This window comes from Streptomyces sp. NPDC101132, from assembly GCF_044759225.1.
Classification (GTDB): Bacteria; Actinomycetota; Actinomycetes; order Streptomycetales; family Streptomycetaceae; genus Streptomyces.
In genome coordinates, this window is the sequence record NZ_JBIVYX010000001.1 from 650,863 (window position 1) to 677,508 (window position 26,646).

The window sequence follows — 26,646 nt, forward strand, 5'->3', positions numbered from 1 at the left end:
GCCGCCTGACCCGCGGCCCAACCCCCACCAACCGGTCCGCCGTACGCAATTTCAGGACAACTCACCTGCTGTGCAGGTGAGTTGTCCTGCCCCTGACCTACCTTCCGGAGAAAAGTCCCTTCGCCCCAGGAGGTCAGATTGCGGTCCCGGCCCTTCTCCACCCGCCACCACCGGTTACGCCGCTCGTACCTGCTCGTCGTCCTCGGCCTCGGCTCCGTGCTCGTCGGCCTGATCCCCTGGCTCGGGGTGGTGGGCCCGGCAGTCGCCGCGCGGGCGCCCGCGCCCCGTCCCGTGCCCGCCGGCCAGCGGCCGGCCGGCCAGTCGCCGCACCACGGCGTGGCGCCGGCCAACGCGATGGAACCCACGGCACCGGTCCTCGACCGCACCGGCTGGACGGCCACGGCCGGCGACGAGGAGACCGTCGGAGAGAACGGCCGCGCGGCCAACGTGCTCGACGGCGACGCGGCCACCCTCTGGCACAGCAAGTGGACCGGCACCCCCGCACCCCTGCCGCACACGATCACCCTGGACCTGAAGAGCACGACCGTCGTCTCCGCGCTCGTCTACCAGCCCCGCTCCGGCGGAGCCAACGGCCGCATCGGCGAGTACGCCATCAGCCTCGGCACCGACGGCACCGCCTTCGGCGCGCCCGTCGCCACCGGAACGCTCGCCGACGACGCCGGCACCAAGACCCTCGGCTTCGCCCCGCAGGGGGCCAGGTTCGTCCGCCTGACGGCGTTCACCGAGGCCGGCGGCCGCGGACCCTGGACCTCGGCCGCCGAGATCAACCTGCTCGGCGACCCCGGCACGCCGGCCGCCACCGTCGACCTGCCCCGTACGGGCTGGACGGCGACCGCCGGGGACGAGGAGACCGCAGCCGAGAACGGCCGGGCGGCCAACGTGCTCGACGGCGACGACGGCACGATCTGGCACAGCAGGTGGTCCGGCACGGCCGCACCCCTGCCGCACACGCTCACCCTCGACCTGAAGAACACGACCACCGTCTCCGCCCTCGTCTACCAGCCGCGCCCCAACGGGCCCAACGGCCGCGTCGGCCGGTACTCCGTCAGCCTCAGCACGGACGGCACGACCTTCGGCGCCCCGGTGGCGTCCGGCACCTGGCGGGACGACGACACCGTCAAGACCGCCACGTTCACCCGGCCGCAGAGCACCCGGTACGTCCGCCTGACGGCCCTCACCGAGGCCGGCGGCCGCGGACCCTGGAGCTCGGCCGCCGAGATACGCCTGAGTGGACCGGCCGACCCGGCCGTCCACGGCTCCTGGGGCCGCGTCACCGGCTTCCCGCTCGTGCCGGTGGCGACCGCCGTCCTGCCGGGCGACAAGCTGCTGGCCTGGTCCGCGTACGCGGTCGACCGCTTCGGCGGCAGCAACGGCTACACCCAGACCGCGATCCTCGACCTGAAGACCGGGAAGGTGACGCAGCGCCGCGTGGACAACACCGGCCACGACATGTTCTGCCCCGGCATGGCCCTGCTGGCCGACGGCCGCGTCCTGGTCACCGGGGGCAGCAACGCGGAGAAGGCCAGCATCTACGACCCCGCGACGGACCGGTGGTCCGCCACCACGAACATGAACACCGCCCGCGGCTACCAGGCGATGACGCTGCTCTCCACCGGCGAGGCCTTCGTCCTCGGCGGCTCCTGGAGCGGCGGCTCGGGCGACAAGGGCGGCGAGGTCTGGGACCCGGCCGCCCGCACCTGGCGCACGCTCCCCGGCGTGCCCGCCGCCCCGGCGCTGACGGCCGACCCGGCCGGCGCCTACCGCGCCGACAACCACATGTGGCTGCACGCCACTTCGGGCGGCCGGGTGCTCCAGCTGGGCCCCAGCCGGCAGATGAACTGGATCTCGACCTCGGGCACCGGCAGCATCACCCCCGCCGGCACCCGGGCCGACAGCCAGGACGCCATGACCGGCAACGCCGTCGCCTACGACATCGGCAAGCTGCTCACCCTGGGCGGCTCACCCGCGTACGAGAAGACCCCGGCCACCCGGCGCGCGTACACGGTCGGCATCTCGGGCAGCCAGGTCCAGGCCGCCCGCACCGGAGACATGGGCTTCGCCCGCGCCTTCGCCAACAGCGTCGTCCTGCCCGACGGCAAGGTGGCCGTGTTCGGCGGCCAGTCGTACCCCGTGCCCTTCAGCGACGCCACGTCCGTGCTCACCCCCGAACTGTGGGACCCGGCGACCGGACGCTTCACCCCGCTCGCAAGCATGGCGATCCCGCGGAACTACCACAGCGTGGCCAACCTGCTGCCGGACGGCCGGATCTTCTCCGGCGGCGGCGGTCTGTGCGGCGACTGCGCGACCAACCACGCCGACGGGGCCGTCTTCACCCCGCCCTACCTGCTCAACGCGGACGGATCACCGAAGCCGCGTCCGGTCGTCACCGGCGGCGTGCCGCCCCGGGCCGCCCCCGGCGCGCAGCTCACGGTGACCACGGCGGGCCCGGTGGCGTCGTTCGTCCTCATGCGGGCCGCGGCCGCCACCCACTCCACCGACAACGACCAGCGGCGGGTCCCCCTCGCCTCCACCGCCACGGGCGCCGGCACGTACACGGTGTCCCTGCCCTCCGACCCCGGCGTGGTCCTGCCGGGCAACTGGATGCTCTTCGCCCTCGACGCCCAGGGCGTACCGAGCCTCGCCACCTTCCTGACCGTCGCCTGACCCGGGCCGGGGCAGGTGCCGTCCGGTGCCCGCCCCGGGCTCCGGGCCTCTCCCGCCCCGGTGTCCGCATGCGACGGATCGCGGTCACCGCCGCCCTCGCGGGCGACACGATCGGGTCGTGCTCCCCCGCGCCCACCGCACCGGGTCACGCGGGGCCGGCAACGGCCCGGCCTCCCCTGGAGACGAGGGTGGTGACGTTCATGCGCCTGCTGTAGCGGTACGTCATCAGCGGGCTGCCGCTGACCAGTTCCTTGTACCGGGCGGCGGCGCGGCCGGTGAGCCGCAGGCCGAAGGGGGTGAAGTCGGACCTGGTGAACTGGATCACCGCGTCCTTGCGGCCGAGGCTGACCGGCTGGTGGAAGTAGCCGAAGCGGAACGGCTTCACGGCCTTGCCGCGGACCAGTCGCGCGATGGTGTCGGCGGTGTACGGGGCGGTGGGCAGCCCGCTCTGGCAGGACCCGTGGAGCCGTCCGAAGTCCATCTGGACGGCGGCGGCGTCGCCGACGGCGTGGATCTGCGGGTGGGAGACCGACCGCAGCGTGGCGTCGGTCAGGACCAGGCCGTGCCCGTCGGTCGCGATCCCGGAGGCGGCGGCGAGCGGCGACACCCTGACGGCGGCGGTCCACAGGCAGGCGTCGGACGGCGGTGGAGCTGCCCAGGGCGTAGACGAGCGTGTCGTACCCGAGGGGCGTCGAGCCGTCGACGGTGACGATCCGGGCCTCGGGGTCGATCGCGGTGAACATCCCGGTGTAGCCGGCGCCGAGGACGATGACGCGGTGGGGCTTGGTCATGGCGGACTCCCAGGTCGGGCACCGGCCTCGGTCGCCGATGACGCCCATGGGACAGCCGGCCCCGGCCCCGCGTGCCAGGGCGCGGGCATGACCCGCGTCACACCGCGGACATGCGAAAGGCCGCTCCCTCACGAATGAGAGAACGGCCTCCGACCTGCGTTTCCGCGTGGTCGGGACGACAGGATTTGAACCTGCGACCCCTTGACCCCCAGTCAAGTGCGCTACCAAGCTGCGCCACGTCCCGATGCTCGCTGACCTGCGGGTTTCCCCTGGCCGAACGCGCACGAGAACAATACCGCACTTCCCGGGGTGGTCGCGCGCACCTTTCCGCGCCGCGGGACGGGCGGGGGTGGGTGGGACCTCCGGACGGGGTTTGACCTCAAGCGAACTTGAGGTTGCAAGGTGTGTGTCATGACGCAGACGACAGCGGACATCGCATTCCGTTACGAGGACCTCCCCGCCCTGATGGCGCGGATGACCGGGGCCGAGAAGCACGGGCCGGCCGCCACCTCCACCCTCGACGCCCTGTGGGTGCTGTACGACCGGGTGCTGCGGGTCGGGCCGGAGACGGCCGGGGACCCGGGGCGCGACCGGTTCCTGCTCTCCAAGGGGCACGGGCCCATGGCGTACTACGCGATCCTCGCCGCCAAGGGCTTCTTCCCGGTGGAGTGGCTGGACGGCTTCGGCTCGTACGACTCCCCGCTCGGCCACCACCCGGACCGGCTGCTCGTGCCCGGCGCCGAGATCGGCAGCGGTTCCCTGGGCCACGGGCTGCCGCTGGCCGTGGGCACGGCGCTGGGGCTGCGCGCCCAGGGGCTGACCGACCCGGCCGTGTGGGTGCTGATCGGCGACGCGGAGCTGGACGAGGGCAGCAACCACGAGGCCCTCGCCTACGCGGGAGCCGCCGGCCTGGACCGGCTGCACACCCTGGTGATCGACAACCAGTCCGCCACGCACGGCTGGTCCGGCGGTATCGCCTCCCGCTTCGAGGCGGCCGGCTGGTCGGCCGTCACGGTCGACGGCCGCGACCACGCGGCCCTGGAGGCCGCCTACACCCTGGCCCACCCGGGCCGCCCGCACGCGGTGGTCGCCCGCGTCGAGCCCAAGAACTGACCCACCGAACCGGAACGAGGAAGACACCCATGGACACCATGCGCGAGCGGTTCGTCTCCACCACCTCCCGCCTCCTGGACGAGGACCCGCGGCTCGCCCTGGTCCTGGCCGAGATCACCATGGACGGCTTCCGGCCCGCCCAGCAGCAGCACCCGGACCGCGTGGTCAACGTCGGCATCCGCGAGCAGCTGCTGGTCGGGGCGGGGGCCGGGATGGCCCTGACGGGGCTGCGACCGATCATGCACACCTTCGCGAGCTTCCTGGTGGAGCGGCCCTTCGAGCAGGTCAAGCTCGACTTCGGGCACCAGGGCGTGGGCGGGATCCTGGTCAGCGCGAACGCCTCGTACGACTGGGCCGCCGGCGGCGTGACCCACATGGCGCCGGGCGACGTGCAGCTGATGGACACCCTGGACGGCTGGACGGTCCACGTCCCGGGCCACCCGGACGAGGCGGAGGCGCTGCTGCGGCACGCGGCGGCCGCCGGGGACGACAAGGTGTACGTCCGGCTGTCGAACCTGTCGAACGCGGCCGCCCGGCCGGTCGACGGCGCCCGCTTCCTGACCGTGCGGGAGGGTTCCGCCGGGGTGGTCGTGGCGGTCGGGCCGGTGCTGGACGACGTCCTGGCGGCGGTGGCCGGCCTCGACGTGACCGTGCTGTACGCGACCACCGTCCGGCCCTTCGACGGTGCGGCGCTGCGCGCGGCCGCGGGCCGCCAGGACCGGGCGGACGTGGTCCTGGTCGAGCCCTACCTGGCCGGTACGTCGACGGCCGCGGCCAACGACGCGCTGGCCGACCTGCCCCACCGGGTGCTGGGGCTGGGCGTGGGCCGGGCCGAGCTGCGGAAGTACGGGACGCCGGAGGAGCACACCGCGGCGCACGGGCTCGACGCCCGGGGCCTGCGCGAGCGGATCACCGCCTTCCTGGCCCCCGCCGGCTCCTCCCGCTAGACCGGGTCCCGGTCCGGGCCCCGGCCCGGACCCCGGCCCCGGCCCGGAGCTCCGCCCCGGCCCTGGCTCCCGCCCTGGGCCCGACTCCCGCCCCGGCCCGGATCCCCGCCCCGGCCCGGCTCCGCCGCCAGGGCCGCCGCGTCCTCCCGGGCGTGCAGGACCTTCACCAGCTCGGCCGCCAGCCCCTTGATGGTCTCCAGGCCCTCCCGGCCCCAGCGCCGCGGCACCAGGTCCACCGCGCACACCGTGCCCAGCACGAATCCCTGACGGTCCGTCAACGGGGCCCCGAGGTAGGAGCGTACGCCGTCCTCCTCGACCACCGCGTTCGGCGCGAAGCGCGCGAAGTCCCGTACGTCCTCCAGGACGAGGGCCCGGCGGCGCACCACCACGTGCGGGCAGTAGCCGTGGTCGCGGGCCAGCACCCGGCCCGTGTAGGCGCCGGCCGGGGCGTCGGCCCGGTGGTGCAGGCCGGCGAAGAACTGGCGTTCCTCGTCGATGAAGTTGACCGCCGCGTACGGGGTCCCGGTGATCCCGGCGACCTCCCGTGCGAAGGCGTCGAGCTCGGGGTCGGCCCGCTCCCCCAGGCCGAGTTCGCGCAGCCGGGCCACCCGGGCCGGTGCTTCCCGGTCCACGGGCGTGAGCAGCAGGTGGCCGGTGGACTCGTAGTACGTCATGGCGGTTCCCCCTCCATCGTGGTGCTGGTCTCGTGCGTCGCGGCGAGCAGGTGCCCGACCAGGGCCGCGAGGGTGCGGATGCCGGAGTCCGCGCGGCGCGCGTCGCACCGTACGACCGGGACGTCCGGGGCCAGGCCGACGGCGTCCCGCACCTCCTCCGCGGTGTAGCGGTGGCCGCCGTCGAACTCGTTGACGGCCACGACGAACGCGATGCCGCGGCGCTCGAAGAAGTCGACCGCCGGGAAGCAGTCGTCCAGCCTGCGGGTGTCGGCGAGCACGACCGCGCCGAGCGCGCCGGCGCACAGCTCCTCCCACAGGAACCAGAAGCGTTCCTGGCCGGGCGTGCCGAAGAGGTACAGCACGTGGCCGGTGTCGAGGGTGATCCGGCCGAAGTCGAGCGCCACGGTGGTGGCCGTCTTGCCCTCCACGCCGGTGAGCGGGTCGGTGGACTCCCCGAAGCCGGTGAGGAGTTCCTCCGTGCTGAGGGGCTCGATCTCGCTGACCGCGCCCACGAAGGTGGTCTTGCCCGCGCCGAAGCCCCCCGCGACCAGGATCTTCAGCGTGGCGGGCAGCGTCTCAGAGTCGTCGTCGCAGGCCATCGAGCACCGCCAGCAGCAGGTTCTGGTCGTCGGCCGCGCCGCCGCCCGGGAAGCGCGGGGACCGTGCCGTGACGGCCCCGCACTCCAGCAGGTCGGACAGCAGGACCTTGGTCACCACGGCGGGCAGCCGTAGCTGTGCCGCGACCTCCGCCACGGACACCGGCCCGGCGGGCGCGGTGCAGAGCCGGAGCGCGAGGGCGTGGTCCGCGCCGAGCCGTTCGCCGGGGCGGACCCCGGTGGCGGTCAGCAGGGACAGCAGGTCCAGCGGGGTGCTGGGCCGGGTCCGTCCGCCGCTCGCCGTGTACGGGCGCATCACCCGGCCCGCCGAGTCGTCGAGCCAGGGCATGTCGTGCGGGAGGGGGCGCGTGGCGGGAGCGCTCACTGCTCGGGGCGGGCGCGCTCGGGGGTCCCCGCGGGCTGCCGGGGCGGGGCGGCGAGGTACGGCCGTACGCTCTTGACCAGCATCGCCATCTCGTAGCCGAGGACGCCGGCGTCGGCCTCCCGGTCGGCGAGCACGGCCAGGCAGGTGCCGGAGCCCGCGGCCGAGACGAAGACCAGGGCGGAGTCGAGCTCGACGACCACCTGCCGGACCTCGGCGCCGTCGGCGAAGCGGGCGCCGGCGCTGCGGCCGAGGGAGTAGAGGCCGGAGGCGAGGGCGGCCATGTGGTCGGCGCTGTCGGCGTCGAGGCCGTGGACGCAGGTGACCAGCCCGTCGGCGGTGAGCAGGACGGCGCTGCGGGTGTAGGGGACGCGCTGCACGAGTCCGCCGAGCAGCCAGTCGAGTTCGGACAGCTGGGGGGTCTTCACGTCGCTGGGCATGGGGGGTGTGCTCCTCGCTGGTCTCGGCGGTTCTCTGCGGTCGTGCGGCGCTCCGGGCCCGCGGGGGCTCCGGCGCGGGGGGCGGTCAGGCGTCCGGGTCCTCGTCGGCGGCGGCCTGCGCGAGCCCGAAGCCGCGCCGGAACGCGGCCATGAGCTGGGGATCGTGTACGGGCTGCTCGCCGCCGCCCCCGGGCCGTACGGCCGGCCCGGGCGCGTCGCGCAGCTGCGGCGCGAGGTGCTCCTGCGCCCGCCGCCGCGGCAGGGGTGGCCGGCCGGGCCCGGACGGTTCGGGGCTGGCGCCGGCCCCGGCCGGCCGGGCCGCGGCAGCGCCGGGCTCCGACCCCACCGAGCCGGCTCCGCCGGGGCCCACGGGGTTGGTGCCGTCCGGAGCCTCGGGCGCGGCCCCGGCGAGGTCCGGGGAACCCGGCGTCGAGGCGGCGCTGCCGCCGGGCACCTCGGTGGCGGCCGGCCGCGCAACGCCGCCACCGAAGTACGGGGAGCCCGGGGTCCAGGGCTCGCTGCCTGCCGGGGCCCCAGTCACGGCCGGCTGCGGAACGGCGCCGGTGAGGCTCGGGGCGTCCGGGGCCCAGGGCTCGCTGCCGCCGGGGGTCTGGGGGGCAGTCGGCCGCGCGACGGCGCGGGTGAGGTCCGGGATCCGGTCTGAGCCGGAGGCCGGTGCCGTGGGCGGGCGGGCTTCGGTGGCGGCTCCCCAGGGTGCGCCGGGTGCGACCGCGGCGTCCGCAGGACGTGCGGTGGCCGGCCCCGGAGCGGTGGCGGCTGCGCCCGGCTCCGGGTGCGAGGAGTACCGGGGTGCCGGCCCGGCACCGGAGCCCGTCCGCTCCCCCGGGTGGTGCGGCGCGTGTCCCGGCACGGGAGGGGGCCCGTCCTCGTACACGGGCCCGGCTCCGGCGTCGCCGTCGTGCCCTTCGCCCGCCGGCCCGGGCCCGTCGCTGTCCATGCCGGACGGGGGCGCCGTGCGGCCTGCCACTCCCCCGGCCTCCGGCATCTCCGGGCGGCTGTCGGGGTCCGGCGGGGCCGGGTCGCAGAGGGGCTCCGGCATGGCCCGGTGGCGGGCGGGGCCGGAGGGCTCCGCGGCAGGACCGGCCGCCGACCCCGCACCCTTGGCCGACGCCGGATCCGGCCTGGCGTCCCTGGCCGGGGCCGGTGCCGGGGGCTCCGGCTCGTACCAGCCGCTGCCCGGTGCGGGGACCGTGCCGGTGCCGGGCCAGGAAGCGCGGGACTCCGGCGCCGGGAGGGGCGCGGCGCCCCCCGTCGGCCGGGAGCCGCCCGGAGCCGGGTGGGGCAGGCTGCGGGCCTGCTGCGGGATGGCGGCCTGTTCCACCGCCGAGGCCCGGACGCGGCGGGGCAGTGAGGTGCGCCCGCCCGGTTCCCCGCCGGGGGCCGTCCCCGTGGCCGTGGACCTGGCCGGGGACATGGCCGTGGCTGCGTCCTCCCGGCCCGCGCCGGTCCCGCTCACCGCTCCCGGGCCCCCGGCCCGCGAGGTCCCCCCGTCCCCTAAGATCCCGGCACCGGATACCCCGGTAGCGGAGACCCCGGCACCGGACACCCGAGAGCCGGACACCTCGACACCGGACACGCCGAAGCCGGACACCCCGACGCCCGCCGCGCCCCCGACGCCCCCCGCCCCCGTGGCGGCCGTCGCGGGGGCCGGGGCACGGGTCGGTTCCAGGGGCGGGAGGGTGAGGCCCGGGCCGGTGCCCGTGCCCGTGACGGTGGGGCGCGTCGCGTCGGCCGCGTCGGCGCCGAGCAGGTCCCGCGGGAGCACCAGCACCGCGAGGACTCCCCCGTAGATGTTGGACTTCAGCTCGACCGCGATGCCGTGCCGCCGGGCCAGCGCGGAGACGACGAAGAGCCCGATCCGGCCGTCGGCCAGCAGGTGCCGGACGCTGACCTGGTCCGGGTCGTCCAGCAGCGCGTTCATCCGGTGCTGTTCCTCCGGCGGCATGCCCAGGCCCCGGTCCTCCACCTCGATGGCGATGCCGGCGGTGACCCGCTCGGCGCGCAGGACGACGTCCGTGTCCGGCGGCGAGAACACCGTGGCGTTCTCGACGAGTTCGGCCAGCAGGTGCACCACGTCCGCCACCGCGTGACCGCGTACGCTGCCGGCCGCCGGGGGCACCACCTTCACCCGCGTGTACTGCTCCACCTCCGCCACCGAGGACCGCAGCACCTCGCTGACGTCGATCGGCCGGGTCCACTGGCGCCGGGAGGCCGCGCCGCCCAGCACCGCGAGGTTCTCGGCGTGGCGGCGGATCCGGGTGGCCAGGTGGTCGACGTGGAACAGCTCCTTCAGCAGGTCGGGGTCCTCGACCGTGTCCTCCAGCCCGTCCAGCAGCTGGATCTCCCGGTGGACCAGCGACTGCAGGCGGCGGGCGAGGTTCACGAACACCTCGACCTTCTGGTCGCTGTCCGAGCGCCCGGCCAGGTCCGCCGCCCGCACCAGCGCGGCGTGCGCCTGCTCGCGGGCCTCCCGCAACTCGCCCGAGAGCGCGGCGAACTCGTCCGGCCCCGGCGGCTCGGGGGCCCGGCCCGGCTCCCGGGTCCGGCCCGGTTCCCCGGCCGGGGCCCCGCCCGCCCGGCGTTCCGGCACGGTCTCGCCCCGCTCCAGCCGGTCCAGTACGGTCCGCAGCTCCTGCTGCCCGCGCGCGCTGGACCGGCGCAGGGCCTCGCAGCGGTCGCGTACGGCGCGGCCGGCCCGGTGGGCCCCGAGCAGGGCGGCGGCGAGCGCGCCCGCGAAGAGGAGCCCGCAACCGCTCAGAACCAGCCAGAGACGGCCGTCCGGCCGGGCGCCCAGCCGGAGGGTGAAGAGCACCGCGGCGGCGCCGCTCGACCCGGCGGCCAGGGTGGGCAGCACGGCCGCGCGGACCAGCAGCGGCGTGATCCGCCGGGGGGCTCCGGGTGAGACGGTCCTCGGCGCGGTGGTGTGACGGGCTGGGGTGCGGGTACGGCGGCCGCCGTCCCGGCGGTCGGCCCGTCCCGGGCCGCGGTCGGGCCGCGCCGCGTGGTCGGGTCGTGCCGCGCGATCGGGGCGGGCCGCGCTGTCGCGGAGTCCGGACATCGTCGTCCTCGGTGCGTTCGGTACGTGGAGGCCGGGCCGCGGGGGCCCGGCGTTGATCACCGGGAATCCACGCTAGACCGCACGCTCGGCCCGCGGACGGCCAGTTGGGGAACTTCACCGGGGTGCTTCCCGCTGGCGAAGGAGCGCTCGTACGCGAGCCCGAATGCGCCGGGGGTGCGCACCACCGGCACCCGACCGGCGCACGTCCGCCGGCGGCGGCGCCCCCGCACCCGACGTGAAATGGGCCACTTCCGGGGCCCGGAACCGGGTCCGGAACGACCGAATCATTTACGCCTTCCTACCTATTGACGGATTGTCACGTAAGCGCTCGGTGATACGATCACCGCGCAAAACAGGGCAGGCGGCTGAGCGCAAGGCGACACGCCGACTCAGGGGCGGCCCGGGCGGCATCCCCGTGCGGGCGGTCGCCGGCCCACCCGCGTAGTCGGGAATCAGCCACTGGCCGCCGGTCGCCTGAAGAGAGTCTTATGACGGAATACGTGCAGAACCCTGTGCTCTGGGCTCTGTTGGTCCTCGTTCTCGCCGCCATCGCCGTCATCGTCCGCCAGCGCAGGTCCGCGCGGGGCCTGCGGCACGAGATCGACGGGCTCAGGACCCACTACTCCGCCCTGGAGAACCGCTACACGCAGTCCGTCGCGGCCGCGCAGGACGAGGCCGAGGAGGGGACCAAGACCGTCCTCAAGTCCGCGATGCGGACGCTCCAGGGCCTCGCCGCCGAGCAGCAGCTGATCATCTCGCGGCTGCAGAGCAAGTACGGCGAGTCGGCCATGCTCCAGGACCTGCTGGAGATCGACCACGCCAACTCCCAGTTCGGCCGCCGGGCCCAGTCCATCGCCGTCCTGTGCGACGGCTGGCTGGGCCGCCACCGCGACATCGCGTCCGTGTACGACGTGGTCCGCAGCGCCCAGGGCAGGATCCGGCACTTCCGGCGCGTGGAGATCCTCTCCCGGGTCGACTTCGGCATCACCAGCCGCGCCGTGGAACCGGTGGCGCTGGCGCTGGCCGAGCTGCTCGACAACGCCACCAGCTACTCCAGCCCGGACACCGTGGTCGAGATCAACACCCGCACCGTCCCCAAGGGCGTCTGCATCGTCGTCGACGACGCCGGCGTCGGCATGAACGACGAGGAGCGGGCCCGCGCCGAGAAGCTGCTGACCAGCAACCGCGTCTCGGGCGTCTCCGGGCTGGGCAACCCGCCGCAGTTCGGCTTCGCGGTGATCGGCGTGCTGTGCGAGCGCTTCGGCTTCGAGGTGTCGGTGGACTCCTCCTCCCCGTACGGCGGTGTGCGCGCCGTGCTCCTGCTGCCGCACGAACTGCTCACCGGCATGCCGGAGCAGAAGGCGCCCGCACCCGCCGTGGCCGCCGGCTCCCTGCCGCCGCAGGGCGGCCCCGAGCCCGCCCCCGCGGTCTCCGCGACCGCGGACGGCCTGCCGAAGCGCCGCCGCAAGCGGCCCATGTCCATCGTGCCGAGCAGCACGCCCACCGCACCCGCCCCCGGCCGCAGCGGTGCGGAGACCGCCGCCATCATGAGCGCCTTCCAGCGGGGGACGAGGTCCGGCCGGGCCACGGACCCGGACGCCCTGGACCCGACCAGCACCACACACGGCCCAAGCAGCGAAGGACATGAGGTTTCGTGAACGACGATCTGTCATGGATGCTCGACAGCGCCCTGGAGATACCCGGGGCGCTGCACGCGGTCCTGATCTCCGCGGACGGGCTGCTGATGGCCCGTACGAAGGACTACGACAAGGACAACGCCGACCGGGTCGCCGCGGCGATGAGCGGGGTGCAGTCGCTGAGCCGCTCGCTCGGGTTCTTCTGTGAGGACCCCCGGGCGCAGTGGCGGCAGACGCTGGTCGAGTTCGACGGCGGCTGGGTCTTCCTCATCTCCGCCGGGGAGGGCGCCTACCTGGGCGTCTCCGCCACCCAGGACGTCGACATGGCGGACATCACCTTCCGTATGCAGCAGCTCGTCGGCCAGCTCGGCAAGGCGCTGACCACGCCGCCGCGCGAGAACCTCGGCACGTACTCATGACCGGCCGCGAGGAGTGGGGTCCCGAGGCCGCGGATTTAGTGCGTCCGTACGTCATCACCAAGGGACGCGGCCTGCCCGACGAGGAGCAGCTGTCCCTGATCACCCTGGTGACGGCGGCGCCCGAGGGCGGGCAGCGGCCGACCCGGCTGTCCCCCGAGGAGCAGCGGCTGCTGGACATCTGCTCCGCCGGCTACCTGTCGGTGGCCGAGATCGCGGGGCACACGCGGCTGCCGCTGGGTGTGGTGAAGATCGTCCTCGCCTCGCTGGCCGAGGGCGGCTACCTCGTCACCCGTCCGCCGGTGGAGCGCGCCGCCCTCGCCGACAAGGAGATCCTCCAGGAGGTGCTCAATGGGCTCCGCGCCAAGTTTGGCTGAACAGGTCTACGTCCGCGGGGGTGCGACGCAGATCCCGGTGAAGATCCTGGTCGTCGGGCACTTCGCGGTGGGCAAGACCACGTTCATCGGTGCGATCTCCGAGATCGAGCCGCTGTCCACCGAGGAGACGATGACCCGCGCCGCGGAGCACATCGACGACCTCAAGGGGGTCCGAAGCAAGACCACCACCACGGTGGCCATGGACTTCGGGCGCCTGACCATCAGCGACCGCATCGTGCTGTACCTGTTCGGGACACCCGGTCAGGTGCGGTTCGTCCAGATGTGGGAGGACCTCGCGCGCGGTGCCCTCGGCGCGCTGGTCCTCGTCGACCCCGAGCGCCTCGCGGACTCGTTCGCGGTCGTCGACCTGATCGAGCAGTACGGACTGGACTACGCCGTGGCCGTCAACCACTTCGACGGTACGCCGGTCCGGGACGAGGCGGCGCTGCGCGAGGCGCTGGACCTGCTCGACGACACCCCCGTCGTCACCTGTGACGCGCGCGACGAGCGGTCGTCCGCCGCCGCACTGACCACCCTCGTCCGCTACCTGCTCGACCGTGCCCAACAGGAGCATTGATCCCCCCATGGACGCTCAGACCCCCACTCCGGTCCCGCCGCCCGGCTGCCCCGCCCACACTCCGGGCGGCCGGGTTCCGCTGTACGGACCGGAGTTCGCGGCGGACCCGCAGGCGTACTACGACTACCTGCGCCACTACGGGCCGACCGCGCCCGTGGAGCTGGCCCCGGGCGTCGAGGCCACCCTGGTGACCGACTACCCGACCGCGCTCCACCTGCTCCAGGACAACGGCTCCTTCCGCAAGGACGCGCGCCGCTGGCGGGCCTTCAACGAGGGCCTCGTCCCGCCGGACAGCCCCGTCGCCCCGCTCCTGGCGTACCGGCCCAACTGCATGTTCAGCGACGGGGCGGAGCACCTGAGGCTCCGTCAGGCGATCACCGACAGCATGGCGCGCGTCGACATGAACCGGCTGAGCAGGAGCACCGAGCAGATCTCGGACTACCTGATCTCGCAGTTCGGTGCGCGCGGCTCGGCCGACCTGCTCGGCGACTACGCGCGGCAGCTGCCGCTGTTCGTGTTCAACCAGCTCTTCGGCTGCCCCGCGGACGTGGGCGACCGGGTGCTGTTCGGCATCTCCGGGATGTTCGACGGGGTCAACGCCGAGAAGGCGACCGAGGTGCTGTTCCAGGCCGTGCACGAGCTGGTCGCGCTGAAGCGCGCCCGGCCCGGCGAGGACGTCACCTCGTGGCTGATGCAGCACCAGGCCCGGCTGACGGACGAGGAGATGGTGCACCAGCTCGCGCTGCTCCTGGGCGCGGGCGCGGAGCCGCTGCGCAACCTCATCGGCAACACCCTGCACCGGCTGCTGACCGACGACCGGTACGCGGACGGGGGCGGCCTGATCGGCGAGGCCCTCGACGACACGCTGTGGGACAACCCGCCCATGGCCAACTACGCACCGCACTACCCGGCCGCCGACATGGAGTTCGGGGGCCGGCAGGTGCGCGCGGGCGACCTGATGCTGGTGAGCTTCGCGGCGGCCAACACCGGTCCGGCGCTGGCGGCTTCGCGTCAGGCCGGGAGCAACCGCTCCCACCTGGCGTGGAGTGCGGGCCCGCACGGCTGCCCGTCGAAGGACCCGGCCCGGCACATCACCGTCACGGCCGTGGAGCACCTGTTCAACCGGCTGCCGGACGTCCAGCTGGCCGTCCCGGAGGACAGCCTGGTGTGGCGTCCGGGCCCGTTCAACCGTGCCCTGGCCGCCCTGCCGGCCCGTTTCACGCCCGTCTCGGCCGCCGCGCGCACCGCCGGGCCCGGGTCCGGCGGGAGCGCGGCGCAGGAGGGGCAGGGTGCGGCCGCGAAGGCCGAACGCACCGGCCGCTGGAGCCAGTTCCTGAAGTGGCTGGTGAAGTGAGGCTGGGGTGAACCGCGGCCTCCGGATGGCGGCATGACGGTTCGAGCACGGGGTAATGATCACCGCGTTGTTGTCCGTGATGCCGCCGAGGCCGAGGAGTCACCCGTGGACCACAGATCCACCGACGTCGTTTGGATACCCGCCCACCGTGGCGGTCAGCGCCCCGACACCCGCCCCCGCCGGCGGGTGTCGTCCTGTGGTCCCCGTTCCCTGACGGGGGCCGCCGGCGGGGCGCTGCCGGGGGCGGGGACGCTCGGTGGGTTCACGGCGGACCAGCTGCTGCGGCTGTGCGAGGTCGCGGGGCTGGGTGCGGACGACGCGGAGACGTACGCGCACACGCTGGTGGCGGCGCTGGGCGCGGCGGCCGAGCGGCCGCTGGACCTGCCGCCGCCGAACCGCACGTACCTCTCCGACGACCACACGCCGGTCGAGTTCTCCCTGTCGTTCACGCGGGGCGGCACGCCGGCGCTGCGGGTGCTCCTGGAGCCGGGCTGCGGTGTGGGCAGCCTGGCGGGGAACGGGCGGGCCGGGCTGCGGGCCGTCCGGGAGATGGCCCGGCGCTGGAACTTCTCCACGGACCGGCTGGACGACCTGGCCGACCTGTTCTTCCCGGCCGACCCCGAGGGGCCGTTCGCGCTCTGGTGCGCGCTGGAGCTGGTGCCGGGCGGCGTGCCCCGGGTGAAGGTGTACCTGAACCCCTCGGCCTCCGGGCAGGAACGTTCCGCCGGGACGGTGCGGGAGGCGCTGCGGCGGCTGGGCCACGGGCGGGCGTACGCGGCCCTGCCGGAGGCCGACGGGTACCCGTTCCTCGCCCTGGACCTGGGCGACTGGGCCGCGCCCCGGGTGAAGGTGTACCTCAGGCACCTGGGGCTGTCGGCGGCCGACGCGGGCGGCCTGTGCCGGATGGCCCCGGGCCCCGGCACCGCGGAGGTCGAGGAGTTCTTCGGCGTCTCCGCGGGCGCGGCGGAGGCCGGCGGGCAGGGCTGGAGCCTGCCGCTGGACCGGCGGCCGGGCCTGTCCTGCCACGCCTTCACCGAGGCGGGCTCCGGCCTGCCCAGCGGCTTCACCCTGCACATCCCGGTCCGCGACCACGTACGGGACGACGCCGAGGCGCTCGCCCGCGCCGAGGCCCTGCTGGGCCGGTACGGCATCGACCCGGCCCCCCTCGCCCGGGCCCTCTCCGCCCTCACCGCCCGCCGGCTCACCGACGGCACCGGCCTGATCGCCTACCTGGCGCTGGCCCACCAGCGCGGCTGCCCGCCGAGGATCACGGCGTACGTCTCGTCGGAGGCCTACGCGGTCCGTTCCCCGTCCCCCTCCCTGCACGCCGGGGCGCGGTAGCCCTGTCCCGGGAAGGAGGTGCCGCGGACGTGATCGGACGCGAGGACGCGGTGCGCATCCGGAAGGTCTGCGTCCAGTCCGAGGCGTACGTGCGGACCGGCGCCCGCAGGTCGATGCTGGTGGGGCACGGCCCCTGCCTCGTCGACCGCGCCGACGGCGGCCTCCACTCGATCGGTGCCGTCTCCGAGGTGACGGGGGCGTGGGAGGACGACTACCGCGTCCGGATCCGGGGGCTGCCCGCCCGTGCCCCGGCACGGCCCGTCAGCCGGGTCGACGCGGTGCGCAGCCGCGGCGTCGACCCGGACTTCCGAGCACCCGTCACCTGGTGGGGACCACGGCGCCGTTCAGGCTCCGGGGCAACGGGTAGGCGCGCTCCGCGGGGAACAGCCGCTGCGCCTTCGCCGCGTGCCCGGTCTGCATCAGCGTGGCGGCCCTGCGGACCTGGGGGGTGAGGTCGGTGAGGCCGACGGTCCATTCGTCCGCGAACGTGCGGATCAGGTGGCGGCCGATGCCGACCTGGATGCTGTAGTGGTTCAGTGCCGCCCCGCGCGGCGAGCGTTCCGGGTCCCACTGGACGTGGACGGCCGCCCGGGCGACGGCCGCCGGGTCGGCGGTCGTCAGGACGGCCCGGGACAGGGCCTCCTCCCAGCCCTCCCGGGTGATCCGCACCGCGAGCACACGCTCCTGCCCCGGCTTGCGGGCCCAGTTGCTGCGGTGCATCAGCCAGGCGAACGACGGCTTGATCCAGGTCATCCGGTGGAAGGAGAACGGCGCGACGAAGCGGCCCGCCCGCAGGGCCGCGTCGGCGATGGCAGGGGGGTACGCCTGGTAGACCACGATCGTGTGGGCGTCGTAGTCGGCACGGATCTGGTACGGGGGCGTCATGCACCGCACCCTGCCACCCGCTCCGCCGGCGCGGCGAGCCGATTTCCCCCCGCCCGCCGGCAGTTCACCCCGGCCGCAGGCCGGCCGGTGCCCGCCCGCGGGGGCCCGCTCCGGCCCCGGTCCGCCGTACGGGCCCTATGCGAGCAGGGAGCCCATGTCCCGCAGGTACGGGCCCACGTCGACCTGGATCGAGGTGCCGCCCCGCGCCGTGCCGTAGCGGGCGGCCGTACCGGCCAGGTACGCGGCGATCTCCTCCCCCATCACCGCGGCCGGCGGCAGCGCGGCCGTGCCCGCGACCAGGCGGGCGACCCAGCGCGACTGGGCCTCGACAAGACGGGTGATCGCCCCCACCGGGCGGACCAGGCCGATGAAGTACAGGCCGGGACGGTCGGGGGCGACGACCCGCCGGTACAGCTCGACCGCCCCGGACGGCCCGACCGGGCAGCCGGGGTCCAGGAAGGGGAAGTCCATCCGGTAGCCCGTGCAGTAGACGATCGCGTCGGCCTCCTCCGCGCTGCCGTCGGTGAAGACGACCCGCTGCCCGTCGAGGTGGTCGATGGCCGGCCGGGGCGTCACCGCGCCGTGCCGGATCCGGCTGAGCAGCTCGTCGGAGATGGTGACCGGGGAGGAGAAGATCGGGTGGTCGGGCTCGGGCAGCCCGTAGTCCGAGAGCCGGCCCCTGGCGCAGAGCAGGGCCCGCTCGACGAAGGCGATCTGCTCGGCCAGCGACATCGCGGTGAACCAGGGCTCCTCGGCCATCTTGTCCACCGAGATGCCGTAGAGCTGCTTGGGGACGATGTGCAGGCCCCGGCGCACCGAGAGCACGGTCCGCGCGGCGTGCCGGGACAGGTCGGCGGCGATGTCGACGGCGGAGGCGCCCAGGCCCACCACGACGACGCGCTGCCCGCGGTAGTCCGCGCCGTCGTGGTAGTCCAGGGCGTGCAGGATCGTTCCGGCGAAGGAGTCCGCGCCCGGCGGCGCGGGCTTCGGCAGGCTCGGCACGTCGTTGTGCCCCGAGGCGACGACCACGTGCCGGAAGCTCCGGGAGTCCTGCGCGCCGGACGCGTCCCGGCTGACCACCGTCCAGGTCGCGTCCGGCTCCTGGCGTACGGAGAGCACCTCGGTCCCGAACTCGATGCGGTCCACCAGCCCGGCCCACTCGGCGAACGACCGCAGGTAGGCGGCGACATCGGCGTGCCCGGGGTAGAGCGGGAGCGTGTCCGGCATCGGGAAGTCGGTGTAACCGGTCAGCTCCCGGGCGGTGTTCAGGTGCAGCGACGCGTACCCGGGACCGGTCTCGCCGGCGCCGGGACGGCGCCAGATGCCGCCGACGTCCGGATCCTTCTCCAGGCACACGAACGCGGTCCCGTCGGCCGCCAGCGCGTGCGCGGCCGCCAGTCCCGACAGGCCCGCACCGATCACGCACACGCCCAGGGTCTCTCCCACGGGTGCTCCCTTCCGGTCTCCAGCTCGTGATCATGCCATCGCCCCGGAGCCCGCAACAGGGCTTGTGGAGGCGGTTGTTCCGCCGCCGTGGCGTGTTTGCGTCCCCGGGTCAGAGCGCCACCGGGCGGCCGGCGACCAAGTGGAGGCGGTCGCCCCGGAAGGCATCCCGCAGCACCGGGTCGTGGGTCACGAGGACGACCGCGCCCGGGTAGCGGGCCAGCGCCTCCTGGAACTCGTCGGTCAGCGCCGGGGCGATGTGGTTGGTCGGCTCGTCTAGCACGAGCAGCCCGGCCGGCCGGGACACGAGGCGGGCCAGCTCGATCCGGCGGCGCTGGCCCGCCGACAGGCCCCCGGCCGGCAGCAGCAGGTCCTCGGCCCGGAACAGGCCCATGGCCAGGAGCTCCGCCGCGTACTCCGCCGCCGGGCCGGGACGCCCGGCCGCGTAACCGGAGAGCAGGGTGGCGCCGGGGTCCGCGGGCAGCGGCGCCGGCTCCTGCGGGAGGTAGCCGACCCGGGTCCTGACCGTGACCCGTCCGGCGTCCGCCCGCCGTACGCCGGCCAGCAGCCGCAGCAGGGTCGTCTTGCCGGCCCCGTTGGCGCCGGACACCAGCAGCCTGCCGCCGGGCGGCACGTACAGCGCCGGTACGCGCAGCAGGTCCCCGACCACCACCCCTTCCACCTCGGCCACGGGCGGTACGGGCCCCTCGGCCGGCGCTCCGGCGGGTCCCGTGCGCAGCTCGGCGGTGAACCGGAGCGGCACCGGGGGCGGCGGCACGGGGTGGGCCCGCAGTTCGTCCAGGCGGGCCCGGGCGGCCCGCACCCGGCCGGACAGCTTGGCCTCCGAGGACCTGCGGTGCTTGCCGAAGCCCTGCCGGGGGTCCTTGCCGGTGCGCGCGAGCCGGGTGCCGGACGCGTCGACGAGCGCCTCGGCCCGGGCGGTCTCCTCCCGCCACTCGCGGTGCTCCTGCGCCAGCCGGCGCCGCTCGGCCTCCCGGGCGGCCCGGTAGCCGTCCCAGCCGTCGCCGTGGCGGCGCACGCCACGGGTGTCGGCGTCGACCTCCAGGACGGCGGTGGCGTACTCCCGCAGGAAGGCCCGGTCGTGGGTGACGACCAGGGCGGTGCCGCGATGGGCGGCCAGGCGCCGGTGCAGCCAGTGGACGGCGTCGCCGTCGAGGTGGTTCGTGGGCTCGTCCAGGAGGAGCAGCCCGGCGCCCGAGCAGAGCGCCCCGGCGAGGTCCAGCCGCGCGCGTTCGCCGCCGGACAGGGTGCCCAGGGGGCGGTCCCGGCCGATGGCCCCGACGCCGAGGCGGTCGAGGGCGGCGGCGACGCGCGCGTCCGCCTCGTACCCGCCGCGGCGCGCGAAGTCCTCCACCAGCTCGCCGTAGCGTGCGAGTTCGGCGGGGCCGGCGTCCGCGAGGGTCTCCTCGGCGCGGCGCAGGGCGCGTTCCAGGGCGCGCAGGTCGCCGAGGGCCGCGTCGACGGCGTCCTGGACGGTGGCCGTGGCCGGCAGGGCGGAGGTCTGGGCGAGGTGGGCGACCCCGTCGGGGGCACGGACGGTGATCTCCCCCTCGGCGGGGGCGTCGAGACCGGCGAGGAGCCGGATCAGCGTGGACTTGCCCGACCCGTTCTCGCCGACGACGGCGACCCGCTCGCCGGGGCGGACGGTGAAGGAGACCCGGTCGAGGACGCGGCGGGGTCCGAAGTCCTTCGACAGCCCGCGGACGGCGAGCCGGGACCGCTCCCCGGAGCCGCCGGCGGTCCCAGGGGCGGGGACGGGAGCGGAGGGCTGGACGGGAGCGGAGGGCTGGACGGGAGGGGAGGCCGGGACGGCATCGGAGGGCTGGGCGGTCGGGCGGGCGGCGCGTTCGCGCATGGTTCTTCCCTGACGTGGGGGCGGCCTGCCCCTTCGAGGAGCGCGGCGGCGATGGGCACGGGACGTGGTGCGGGAGCGCCGAGGGCCCGCGCTCGCGCCTGCGGAGGCGCGGCCGGACGGTCAGGCGTCCCCGGTCCCGGGAATCAGAGGAAGAAGTGGAAGCTGCCCATGCGCCCACCGTAGCCGGGCCGCCCGGACCACGGCACGCCCTTTTCGCCCCGCTGCCGTACGCCCGTACCGGTGAGGCCCGGCGCGGTGTCGAGGATCGCGGCCCGGCTCCGACGTCTCCTGTGCACCGGCCCCGCGGCACGCGGCGCGGCGGCGGAGCGGACCGACGGAGCAGAGGAACGACACGGAGGAACGTCATGAAGTACCTGGTGATGGTGCAGGGCGCGCAGGCCGACTACGACGCCATGAACGGCCGGGCCTCGGCGCACAGCCCGGCCTGGAGCGAGTCCGAGCTGAAGGCGATGTTCGCCCACATGAACGCGATCAACGACGACCTGGCGGAGTCCGGCGAGCTGGTCGACGCGCAGGGGCTCACCGAGCCCGCGCGGACCCGGCACGTGACCGCGGACGCGGAGGGCCGGCCGGTGGTGACCGACGGGCCGTACGGGGAGACGAAGGAGGTGCTCGCCGGGTACTGGGTGCTCGACTGCGCGAGCCTGGAGCGGGTGACGGAGATCGCGGCGCGGGTGGCGCGCTGCCCGGCGCCGTCCGGCGCCCCCGTCTTCCCGGTCGTGATCCGGGAGATCGACGAGGCCGGTGGCGGCGACCTGGGCGGAGGCGAGACCGGTTGACCGGACCCGGGCCCGGCCCGCGGGACGTCGAGGACCTGCTGCGGCTGCACGCGCCGCAGGTCCTCGGCGCGCTCGTGCGCCGGTACGGGCACTTCGACGCCGCCGAGGACGCCGTACAGGAGGCGCTGCTCGCGGCGGCCGGCCAGTGGCCCCGGGACGGGGTGCCGGCCAATCCGCGCGGCTGGCTGATCCGGGTGGCCGCCCGGCGCCTGACGGACGCGCTGCGGGCGGAGACGGCGCGGGCCCGGCGGGAGGAGCGGGCGGTGCGCCTCGAACCCCGCGAGGTGCGGGCCGCGCCGGCCGACGACGACGCGCTCACCCTGCTCTTCCTGTGCTGCGACCCGGTGCTGCCGCCGGCCGGGCGGGTCGCGCTGACGCTGCGGGCGGTGGGCGGGCTGACCACGGCGGAGATCGCCCGCGCCCACCTCGTCCCCGAGGCGACGATGGCCCAGCGGATCAGCCGGGCGAAGGCCCGCCTGAAGGAGGCGGGCGCCGACCGGGCCTTCCGCCCGCCCGGTCCCGAGGACCGCGACGCCCGCCTGGCCTCCGTGCTCCAGGTGCTCTACCTGATCTTCAACGAGGGGTACACCGCCACCTCGGGGCCCGACCTGCACCGCGCCGACCTGGCCCGGGAGGCCATCCGCCTGACCCGCACCGTCCGCCGGCTGCTGCCGCGCGAGGGCGCGGTGACGGGCCTCCTCGCGCTGATGCTGCTCACCGAGGCCCGCAGCGCGGCCCGCACCGGTCCGCACGGCGAGCTGGTGCCGCTCGACGAGCAGGACCGCGGCCGGTGGGACCGGGCGGCGATCACCGAGGGGACCGCCCTGGTCGAGGAGGCGCTGGCGGAGGGCCCGCCCGGCCCGTACCAGCTCCAGGCGGCGATCGCCGCCCTGCACGACGAGGCACCGGACGCCGGTACGACGGACTGGCCCCAGATCCTCGCCCTGTACGACGTGCTGGTGGCCCGGTCGCCCGGCCCCGACCCGATGGCGGAGCTCGGCCGGGCGGTCGCCCTGGCGATGGTCGAGGGCCCGGAGGCGGGGCTGGCCGCGCTGACCGCCCTGGAACCCCGCCTCGCCCGCTCCCACCGCCTGGCGGCCGTCCGCGGCCACCTCCTCGAACGCGCCGGCGACCCGAAGGGCGCCGCCGAGGCCTACCGCGCGGCCGCCCGCGCCACCCTCAGCCTCCCGGAGCGCCGCTACCTCCAGACCCGGGCCGCCCGCCTCGACCCGTGACCGGCACCACCGCGCCCGCCCAGGGGCCGCGCGACGCGGAACCGGCCGCACCGTTGCGGTCCCGCGCCCACGCCCGGCCGGCGCATAACCTTCCGGAACCGACCATCCGTCACATCGGGAGCGAACGTGCCCTCTCGCCTCAACCCGTACATCAGCTTCGACGGCGACGCGAAGTCCGCCATGGAGTTCTACAAGGAGGTCTTCGGCGGCGAGCTGGCCGTCCACACCTACGGCGGCTTCGGGGGCGAGGCGCCCCCGGGATACGAGGACAAGATCATGCACGGCATGCTGGAGACGCCCGGCGGCTTCACCCTGATGGGCGCCGACAACCCGCCCGGCATGCCGCTGAACGCCGGCAACAACATCGCCGTGAGCCTGAGCGGCGACGACGCGGACGAACTCCGCGGCTACTGGGACAAGCTGTCCGCCGCCGGCACCGTGTCCGTCCCCCTGGAGAAGCAGATGTGGGGAGACGTCTTCGGCATGTGCACCGACCGCTTCGGCATCACGTGGATGGTCAACATCGCCGGCGGACAACAGCCCTGACCCGAAGCACGCGAGCGGGCCGCCCGGGCGTGCCGGGCGGCCCGCTCGCGCACGCCGCTACCGGTCGCCCGCGAGGTCCAGGTCTTCCCTGAGCCCCTCGTGGGCCCGGCCGGCCGGCTGGTCCGGTCCGGCGGCCGGCTCGCGGCGCGTCCAGGTGCGCGGGGCCTCGTGGGAGACCGGGGACCACCAGCGTTCGACCGGGAGCGGGCCGGCGGGCTCGAAGGGTTCGCCCGGGCGCGGGGTCGCGACCGGCTGGCCCGCCCCCTCGCCCTCGTCGGCCGTCCACTCGCCGGGTTCCGACCACGCGTGCGGGGCCAGGTTGAAGGTGCCCCAGTGGATCGGCAGCAGCACACCGTGCGGCCGGCCGCCCTGGAGGTCCAGGTGGGCCCGCATGCCCTCCTCGGGGGTCATGTGGATGTCCGGCCAGAACTCGCTGTACGCACCGATCTGGATCATGGTGGCGTCGAAGGGGCCGTGGGCGGCGCCGATTTCGGCGAAGCCGGGGAAGTAGCCGGTGTCACCGCTGTGGTAGATCCGGTGCGCGTCGCCCGCCACCACCCAGGAGGCCCACAGGGTGTGCTGGGTGTTGCGCAGGCCCCGGCCGCAGAAGTGCCGGGCCGGGGTCGCGGTGAGCGTCAGGCCGCCGACCTTCGTGCTCTCGTGCCAGTCCAGCTCGCGCAGCCGGTCGGCCGGCACGCCCCAGCGTTCCAGGTGGGCGCCGACGCCCAGCGGGACGGCGAAGACGGTGTCGGTGGCGGCCAGCGCCTTGATCGTCGGCAGGTCGAGGTGGTCGTAGTGGTCGTGGGAGATCACCACCGCGTCCACCGGGCCGAGGGCCGCCAGCGGCACCGGTGCCGCGTGCAGCCGCTTGGGGCCGGCGAAGGGGAAGGGGGAGCAGCGGTCGCCCCAGACGGGGTCGAAGAGCACCCGGTGGCCGTCGATCTCCGCGAGCACGCTGGAGTGGCCCATCCAGGTCAGCCGCAGGCCGGTGGCCGGGGGTCCGGCGATGTCGGCCAGGGTGGTGGGGTGCACCGGGATCGGTGCGCGGGGCGTGCGCCGGATCCGTTCCTCCTTGCGGAAGTAGATCTTGGCGAAGGCGAGCGCCGAGCCGCTCGGCCGCTCCCGGGTGCCCACCGGGTTCTGGAAGACGCCGTCGGCGAAGTTCGGCGAGCGGCGGATCCGCTCCATCCGCTCTCCGGACGGGTCCGCGCCGAAGGCCTCGGGCCGCAGCGCGCGCAGCCCTGCGCGCAGGGGACGGGAGCCGGTCAAGGCGCCTCCTGTGACGATGGGACGTGAGTGTGCTCTGCCCTTCCCAACGTGCGCGCCCGCCGAAGGATTCCGGCCGCGCCACGCGAAACGGAGGCCTCCGCTCCCCCGCCTGCGTCCCGCGCTTCCCCCGCCGGGCCGTTCCCGGGCCGGGCGCGCCCCTCTCCCGTACGGGCGCGCCCTCCCGGTGCCGGCCGTCCCGCTAGAGCGGCAGCAGGTCGGGCCGCTTGGGCTCGACGTGGTCGCCCGAGGACTCGCCGCGCAGCCGCCGGCCGATCCACGGTACGAGGTGCTCGCGGGCCCACTGGATGTTGTCGCGGGTGACCTCGGCGGAGCCGCGGGGCACCATCGGCGGCCAGGGCTGGTCCGGGTCGGCCGGCACCTCAAGGCCGAGGACCTGCGCGGCGCGCAGCGCGACCCGCGTGTGGCCCTCCGGGGACAGGTGGAGCCGGTCGTCGTCCCAGGCCCGCCGGTCCTGCACGGACTTCAGCGACCAGAGGTCGAGGACGGGGCAGCCGTACCGGTCGGCGATCGAGCGGACGTGCGCGGTGTACGTGGCGACCTTGCCGCGCAGGTGGCGCAGGACCGGTACGCCCCGGGTGTCGAAGCCCGTGGTGATCATGACGGTGGGCACGACGCCGGTGAGGTCGGCGACGGCCGCCTCGAAGCGTTCGGCGACCGCGTCCGGGTCGCTGCCGGGCCGGATGATGTCGTTGCCGCCGGCACAGAAGGTGACCAGGTCGGGCGCGAGCTCCTTGGCCCGGGGCACCTGCTCGGCCACGATCTGGTCCAGCAGCCTGCCGCGTACGGCGAGGTTGGCGTACCGGAAGTCGTGCTCGTCGCGGCGGTCGGCGAGCAGGACCGCCAGCCGGTCGGCCCAGCCGAGGAAGGCGCCGTCGGGGCCGGGGTCTCCGACGCCCTCGGTGAAGCTGTCCCCGATGGCGGCGTACGAGCCGATGGGGAGGGTGGATACGGGTGCTGTTGCTGTTGAAGGTGTCGATTCTCCTGCCACGGGAGCACATCCTTCACCGAAGGATGTGACCTACGCGACCGTAGGAAGGGGTTGACGCGGGGTGATCTGGACCACCCGGTCAGTTTGGCCGAAAACAGCCGTACAGCCGGGACCCCCCTCGGGTCCCGGCCGTACGGCTGCCTCGGTGTGCGCGTCGGACGCCGCGGGGGCGCCCGCCGGCGTGGCTCAGACGCTGACGCCCTTGTCCCGCAGGTAGGCCAGCGGGTCGATGTCGTCGCCGTAGCTCGGACCCGTACGGATCTCGAAGTGCAGGTGCGGGCCGGTGGAGTTGCCCGTGGAACCGGAGAGGCCGATGCTGTCGCCGGCGCCGACCGACTGGCCCGCGGAGACGTTGAGCGAGGAGAGGTGGGCGTACTGGGAGTAGCGGCCGTCCTCGTGCCGGATGATCACCTCGTTGCCGTACGCGCCGCCCCAGCCGGCGGAGACCACGGTGCCGGCGCCGACCGCGCGGACCGTGGTGCCGGAGCCGACCGAGAAGTCGACGCCCGTGTGGTAGCCGCTGGCCCACATGCCGCCGCCGGCCCGGTAGGAGGTGCTGATGCCGCCGCTGACCGGGGCGACGAAGCCGGCGGCGCTCACCGCGGCGGCGGAGCGCTGGGTGGAGCGGCTGGCGGTGGCCGCGGACCGGTCGGCACCGGAGTCCTGGGCGGCGGCCTTCGGCTCGCTCTTGCGGACGGCCTTCTGGCGGGTCTTCTCCGGGGTCTTCTTCACCGGCTTGGGCGCGGCGGCGGGCTTCGCCGGAGCCTCGGCGGCCTTCGGCGCGGCCGCGGCACCCAGGGTGAGCTCCAGGCCGGGGTGGATCAGGGAGGGGTTGCCGCCGACGGCCTCGCGGTTGTCGGCGTAGAGCTTCTGCCAGCCGCCGCTCAGGTGGTGCTCGTACGCGATCTTGGAGAGGTGGTCGCCGGCCACCACGGTGTACGTGGCGGGGGCGGCCTGCGGGGCCGCGGCGAGGACGGCGGCCGGAGCGGCCAGCGGAGCCTGGGCGGCCTGCGCGGGCAGCGCCTGCGGGGCGGCGGCCGGCCCGGCGGCGTGGGCGCCGGCGGCCCCCATCAGCGGCAGCGCGAGGGCGGCGCCTCCGGTACCGGCGGCGACGAAACCGCGGGTTATCGGGCTGGACTTGGGGCGGCGGTGCTTACCCTTTCCGGGCATGGCG

General features: G+C 75.2%; 24 protein-coding genes and 1 tRNA gene. 12 read left to right on the forward strand and 13 right to left on the reverse strand.

Features of this window, described 5'->3' with window-relative positions; genetic code table 11:
• The first annotated feature begins 138 nt into the window (after positions 1-138).
• Positions 139-2,685, forward strand: coding sequence for a discoidin domain-containing protein (locus tag ACIQUR_RS02935; RefSeq protein ID WP_403657203.1), 2,547 nt, complete (start codon positions 139-141; stop codon positions 2,683-2,685).
• A 145-nt stretch (positions 2,686-2,830) separates the two neighbouring features.
• Here the strand turns inward: ACIQUR_RS02935 and ACIQUR_RS02940 are convergent, their stop codons facing one another.
• The gene (locus tag ACIQUR_RS02940; protein WP_403657206.1) at positions 2,831-3,292 is read right to left on the reverse strand and encodes a hypothetical protein; all 462 of its coding nucleotides are present in this window, start codon (positions 3,290-3,292) and stop codon (positions 2,831-2,833) included.
• Between the two features lie 351 nt (positions 3,293-3,643).
• Positions 3,644-3,720, reverse strand: a tRNA-Pro gene (locus ACIQUR_RS02945).
• A 167-nt stretch (positions 3,721-3,887) separates the two neighbouring features.
• Between ACIQUR_RS02945 and ACIQUR_RS02950 the strand changes: the two genes are divergently transcribed.
• Both ACIQUR_RS02950 and ACIQUR_RS02955 read left to right on the forward strand, forming a co-directional pair.
• On the forward strand, positions 3,888-4,589 hold the full coding sequence (locus ACIQUR_RS02950; protein WP_403657209.1) for a transketolase: 702 nt from the start codon (positions 3,888-3,890) through the stop codon (positions 4,587-4,589).
• Between the two features lie 29 nt (positions 4,590-4,618).
• A complete protein-coding gene (locus ACIQUR_RS02955) occupies positions 4,619-5,536 on the forward strand; it encodes a transketolase family protein (protein WP_403657212.1) in 918 nt (305 codons plus the stop codon).
• Here ACIQUR_RS02955 and ACIQUR_RS02960 read toward each other — a convergent pair.
• The 5 genes from ACIQUR_RS02960 to ACIQUR_RS02980 form a co-directional block, all read right to left on the reverse strand.
• The gene (locus ACIQUR_RS02960) at positions 5,533-6,210 is read right to left on the reverse strand and encodes a GAF domain-containing protein (protein ID WP_403657215.1); all 678 of its coding nucleotides are present in this window, start codon (positions 6,208-6,210) and stop codon (positions 5,533-5,535) included. The genes ACIQUR_RS02955 and ACIQUR_RS02960 overlap by 4 nt on opposite strands.
• A complete protein-coding gene (locus tag ACIQUR_RS02965; RefSeq protein WP_403657218.1) occupies positions 6,207-6,809 on the reverse strand; it encodes a GTP-binding protein in 603 nt (200 codons plus the stop codon). Before ACIQUR_RS02965 ends, ACIQUR_RS02960 begins: the two co-directional genes overlap by 4 nt.
• Entirely contained in the window at positions 6,787-7,155 is a 369-nt protein-coding gene (locus ACIQUR_RS02970; RefSeq protein ID WP_403657998.1) for a DUF742 domain-containing protein, read from the reverse strand. The genes ACIQUR_RS02965 and ACIQUR_RS02970 overlap by 23 nt, the downstream gene beginning before the upstream one ends.
• A gap of 32 nt (positions 7,156-7,187) precedes the next feature.
• On the reverse strand, positions 7,188-7,628 hold the full coding sequence (locus tag ACIQUR_RS02975) for a roadblock/LC7 domain-containing protein (RefSeq protein WP_403657221.1): 441 nt from the start codon (positions 7,626-7,628) through the stop codon (positions 7,188-7,190).
• A gap of 85 nt (positions 7,629-7,713) precedes the next feature.
• On the reverse strand, positions 7,714-10,707 hold the full coding sequence (locus tag ACIQUR_RS02980) for an ATP-binding protein (RefSeq protein ID WP_403657224.1): 2,994 nt from the start codon (positions 10,705-10,707) through the stop codon (positions 7,714-7,716).
• Between the two features lie 488 nt (positions 10,708-11,195).
• On the opposite strand from ACIQUR_RS02980, the gene ACIQUR_RS02985 reads away from it, so the two are divergent.
• The 6 genes from ACIQUR_RS02985 to ACIQUR_RS03010 all read left to right on the forward strand — a co-directional run bounded on the left by ACIQUR_RS02985 (position 11,196) and on the right by ACIQUR_RS03010 (position 16,409).
• Complete coding sequence (locus ACIQUR_RS02985; protein ID WP_403657227.1) at positions 11,196-12,365, forward strand: ATP-binding protein; 1,170 nt, start codon at positions 11,196-11,198, stop codon at positions 12,363-12,365.
• Complete coding sequence (locus ACIQUR_RS02990; protein WP_399941395.1) at positions 12,362-12,763, forward strand: roadblock/LC7 domain-containing protein; 402 nt, start codon at positions 12,362-12,364, stop codon at positions 12,761-12,763. Before ACIQUR_RS02985 ends, ACIQUR_RS02990 begins: the two co-directional genes overlap by 4 nt.
• The gene (locus ACIQUR_RS02995) at positions 12,760-13,137 is read left to right on the forward strand and encodes a DUF742 domain-containing protein (RefSeq protein WP_399941392.1); all 378 of its coding nucleotides are present in this window, start codon (positions 12,760-12,762) and stop codon (positions 13,135-13,137) included. The genes ACIQUR_RS02990 and ACIQUR_RS02995 overlap by 4 nt, the downstream gene beginning before the upstream one ends.
• Positions 13,112-13,714, forward strand: coding sequence for a GTP-binding protein (locus ACIQUR_RS03000; protein ID WP_399941390.1), 603 nt, complete (start codon positions 13,112-13,114; stop codon positions 13,712-13,714). Before ACIQUR_RS02995 ends, ACIQUR_RS03000 begins: the two co-directional genes overlap by 26 nt.
• 7 nt (positions 13,715-13,721) lie before the next feature.
• Positions 13,722-15,068 carry a cytochrome P450 gene (locus tag ACIQUR_RS03005; RefSeq protein ID WP_403657232.1) on the forward strand — a complete coding sequence of 449 codons (1,347 nt, stop codon included), beginning with the start codon at positions 13,722-13,724 and terminating at the stop codon, positions 15,066-15,068.
• Between the two features lie 105 nt (positions 15,069-15,173).
• Positions 15,174-16,409 carry a tryptophan dimethylallyltransferase family protein gene (locus tag ACIQUR_RS03010; protein ID WP_403657235.1) on the forward strand — a complete coding sequence of 412 codons (1,236 nt, stop codon included), beginning with the start codon at positions 15,174-15,176 and terminating at the stop codon, positions 16,407-16,409.
• Positions 16,410-16,727: 318 nt separating this feature from the next.
• Here ACIQUR_RS03010 and ACIQUR_RS03015 read toward each other — a convergent pair whose 3' ends face one another.
• The 3 genes from ACIQUR_RS03015 to ACIQUR_RS03025 all read right to left on the reverse strand — a co-directional run bounded on the left by ACIQUR_RS03015 (position 16,728) and on the right by ACIQUR_RS03025 (position 20,613).
• Positions 16,728-17,294, reverse strand: a complete 567-nt coding sequence (locus ACIQUR_RS03015) for a DUF4291 domain-containing protein (protein WP_403657238.1) — start codon at positions 17,292-17,294, stop codon at positions 16,728-16,730.
• Between the two features lie 135 nt (positions 17,295-17,429).
• Entirely contained in the window at positions 17,430-18,728 is a 1,299-nt protein-coding gene (locus ACIQUR_RS03020; RefSeq protein ID WP_403658001.1) for a flavin-containing monooxygenase, read from the reverse strand.
• 121 nt (positions 18,729-18,849) lie between these two features.
• Positions 18,850-20,613 carry an ABC-F family ATP-binding cassette domain-containing protein gene (locus tag ACIQUR_RS03025; protein ID WP_403657241.1) on the reverse strand — a complete coding sequence of 588 codons (1,764 nt, stop codon included), beginning with the start codon at positions 20,611-20,613 and terminating at the stop codon, positions 18,850-18,852.
• A gap of 365 nt (positions 20,614-20,978) precedes the next feature.
• On the opposite strand from ACIQUR_RS03025, the gene ACIQUR_RS03030 reads away from it, so the two are divergent.
• The 3 genes from ACIQUR_RS03030 to ACIQUR_RS03040 all read left to right on the forward strand — a co-directional run bounded on the left by ACIQUR_RS03030 (position 20,979) and on the right by ACIQUR_RS03040 (position 23,194).
• Positions 20,979-21,413 (forward strand): YciI family protein, encoded by a 435-nt coding sequence (locus tag ACIQUR_RS03030; protein WP_403657244.1) that lies wholly within the window; start codon positions 20,979-20,981, stop codon positions 21,411-21,413.
• Complete coding sequence (locus ACIQUR_RS03035; RefSeq protein ID WP_403657247.1) at positions 21,410-22,648, forward strand: RNA polymerase sigma factor; 1,239 nt, start codon at positions 21,410-21,412, stop codon at positions 22,646-22,648. The genes ACIQUR_RS03030 and ACIQUR_RS03035 overlap by 4 nt, the downstream gene beginning before the upstream one ends.
• 126 nt (positions 22,649-22,774) lie before the next feature.
• On the forward strand, positions 22,775-23,194 hold the full coding sequence (locus ACIQUR_RS03040; RefSeq protein WP_403657250.1) for a VOC family protein: 420 nt from the start codon (positions 22,775-22,777) through the stop codon (positions 23,192-23,194).
• A gap of 57 nt (positions 23,195-23,251) precedes the next feature.
• Here ACIQUR_RS03040 and ACIQUR_RS03045 read toward each other — a convergent pair whose 3' ends face one another.
• The 3 genes from ACIQUR_RS03045 to ACIQUR_RS03055 all read right to left on the reverse strand — a co-directional run bounded on the left by ACIQUR_RS03045 (position 23,252) and on the right by ACIQUR_RS03055 (position 26,642).
• Positions 23,252-24,463, reverse strand: coding sequence for an MBL fold metallo-hydrolase (locus tag ACIQUR_RS03045; protein ID WP_403657253.1), 1,212 nt, complete (start codon positions 24,461-24,463; stop codon positions 23,252-23,254).
• A 199-nt stretch (positions 24,464-24,662) separates the two neighbouring features.
• Positions 24,663-25,472: an SGNH/GDSL hydrolase family protein gene (locus ACIQUR_RS03050; protein ID WP_403657256.1), complete on the reverse strand. Its 810-nt coding sequence runs from the start codon at positions 25,470-25,472 to the stop codon at positions 24,663-24,665.
• Positions 25,473-25,658: 186 nt separating this feature from the next.
• Positions 25,659-26,642, reverse strand: a complete 984-nt coding sequence (locus ACIQUR_RS03055) for a peptidoglycan DD-metalloendopeptidase family protein (RefSeq protein WP_403657259.1) — start codon at positions 26,640-26,642, stop codon at positions 25,659-25,661.
• Positions 26,643-26,646 lie beyond the last annotated feature (4 nt).

Bases quoted from the DNA above. Each gene is read 5' to 3' on its own strand.
- ACIQUR_RS03025 (WP_403657241.1), bottom strand. From the start codon at position 20,613: ATGCGCGAACGCGCCGCCCGCCCGACCGCCCAGCCCTCCGATGCCGTC.
- ACIQUR_RS02955 (WP_403657212.1), top strand. From the start codon at position 4,619: ATGGACACCATGCGCGAGCGGTTCGTCTCCACCACCTCCCGCCTCCTG.
- ACIQUR_RS02960 (WP_403657215.1), bottom strand. From the start codon at position 6,210: ATGACGTACTACGAGTCCACCGGCCACCTGCTGCTCACGCCCGTGGAC.
- ACIQUR_RS02995 (WP_399941392.1), top strand. From the start codon at position 12,760: ATGACCGGCCGCGAGGAGTGGGGTCCCGAGGCCGCGGATTTAGTGCGT.
- ACIQUR_RS03030 (WP_403657244.1), top strand. From the start codon at position 20,979: ATGAAGTACCTGGTGATGGTGCAGGGCGCGCAGGCCGACTACGACGCC.
- ACIQUR_RS03005 (WP_403657232.1), top strand. From the start codon at position 13,722: ATGGACGCTCAGACCCCCACTCCGGTCCCGCCGCCCGGCTGCCCCGCC.
- ACIQUR_RS02985 (WP_403657227.1), top strand. From the start codon at position 11,196: ATGACGGAATACGTGCAGAACCCTGTGCTCTGGGCTCTGTTGGTCCTC.
- ACIQUR_RS02965 (WP_403657218.1), bottom strand. From the start codon at position 6,809: ATGGCCTGCGACGACGACTCTGAGACGCTGCCCGCCACGCTGAAGATC.
- ACIQUR_RS02980 (WP_403657224.1), bottom strand. From the start codon at position 10,707: ATGTCCGGACTCCGCGACAGCGCGGCCCGCCCCGATCGCGCGGCACGA.
- ACIQUR_RS03055 (WP_403657259.1), bottom strand. From the start codon at position 26,642: ATGCCCGGAAAGGGTAAGCACCGCCGCCCCAAGTCCAGCCCGATAACC.
- ACIQUR_RS02950 (WP_403657209.1), top strand. From the start codon at position 3,888: ATGACGCAGACGACAGCGGACATCGCATTCCGTTACGAGGACCTCCCC.
- ACIQUR_RS03015 (WP_403657238.1), bottom strand. From the start codon at position 17,294: ATGACGCCCCCGTACCAGATCCGTGCCGACTACGACGCCCACACGATC.
- ACIQUR_RS02970 (WP_403657998.1), bottom strand. From the start codon at position 7,155: ATGCCCTGGCTCGACGACTCGGCGGGCCGGGTGATGCGCCCGTACACG.
- ACIQUR_RS02975 (WP_403657221.1), bottom strand. From the start codon at position 7,628: ATGCCCAGCGACGTGAAGACCCCCCAGCTGTCCGAACTCGACTGGCTG.
- ACIQUR_RS03000 (WP_399941390.1), top strand. From the start codon at position 13,112: ATGGGCTCCGCGCCAAGTTTGGCTGAACAGGTCTACGTCCGCGGGGGT.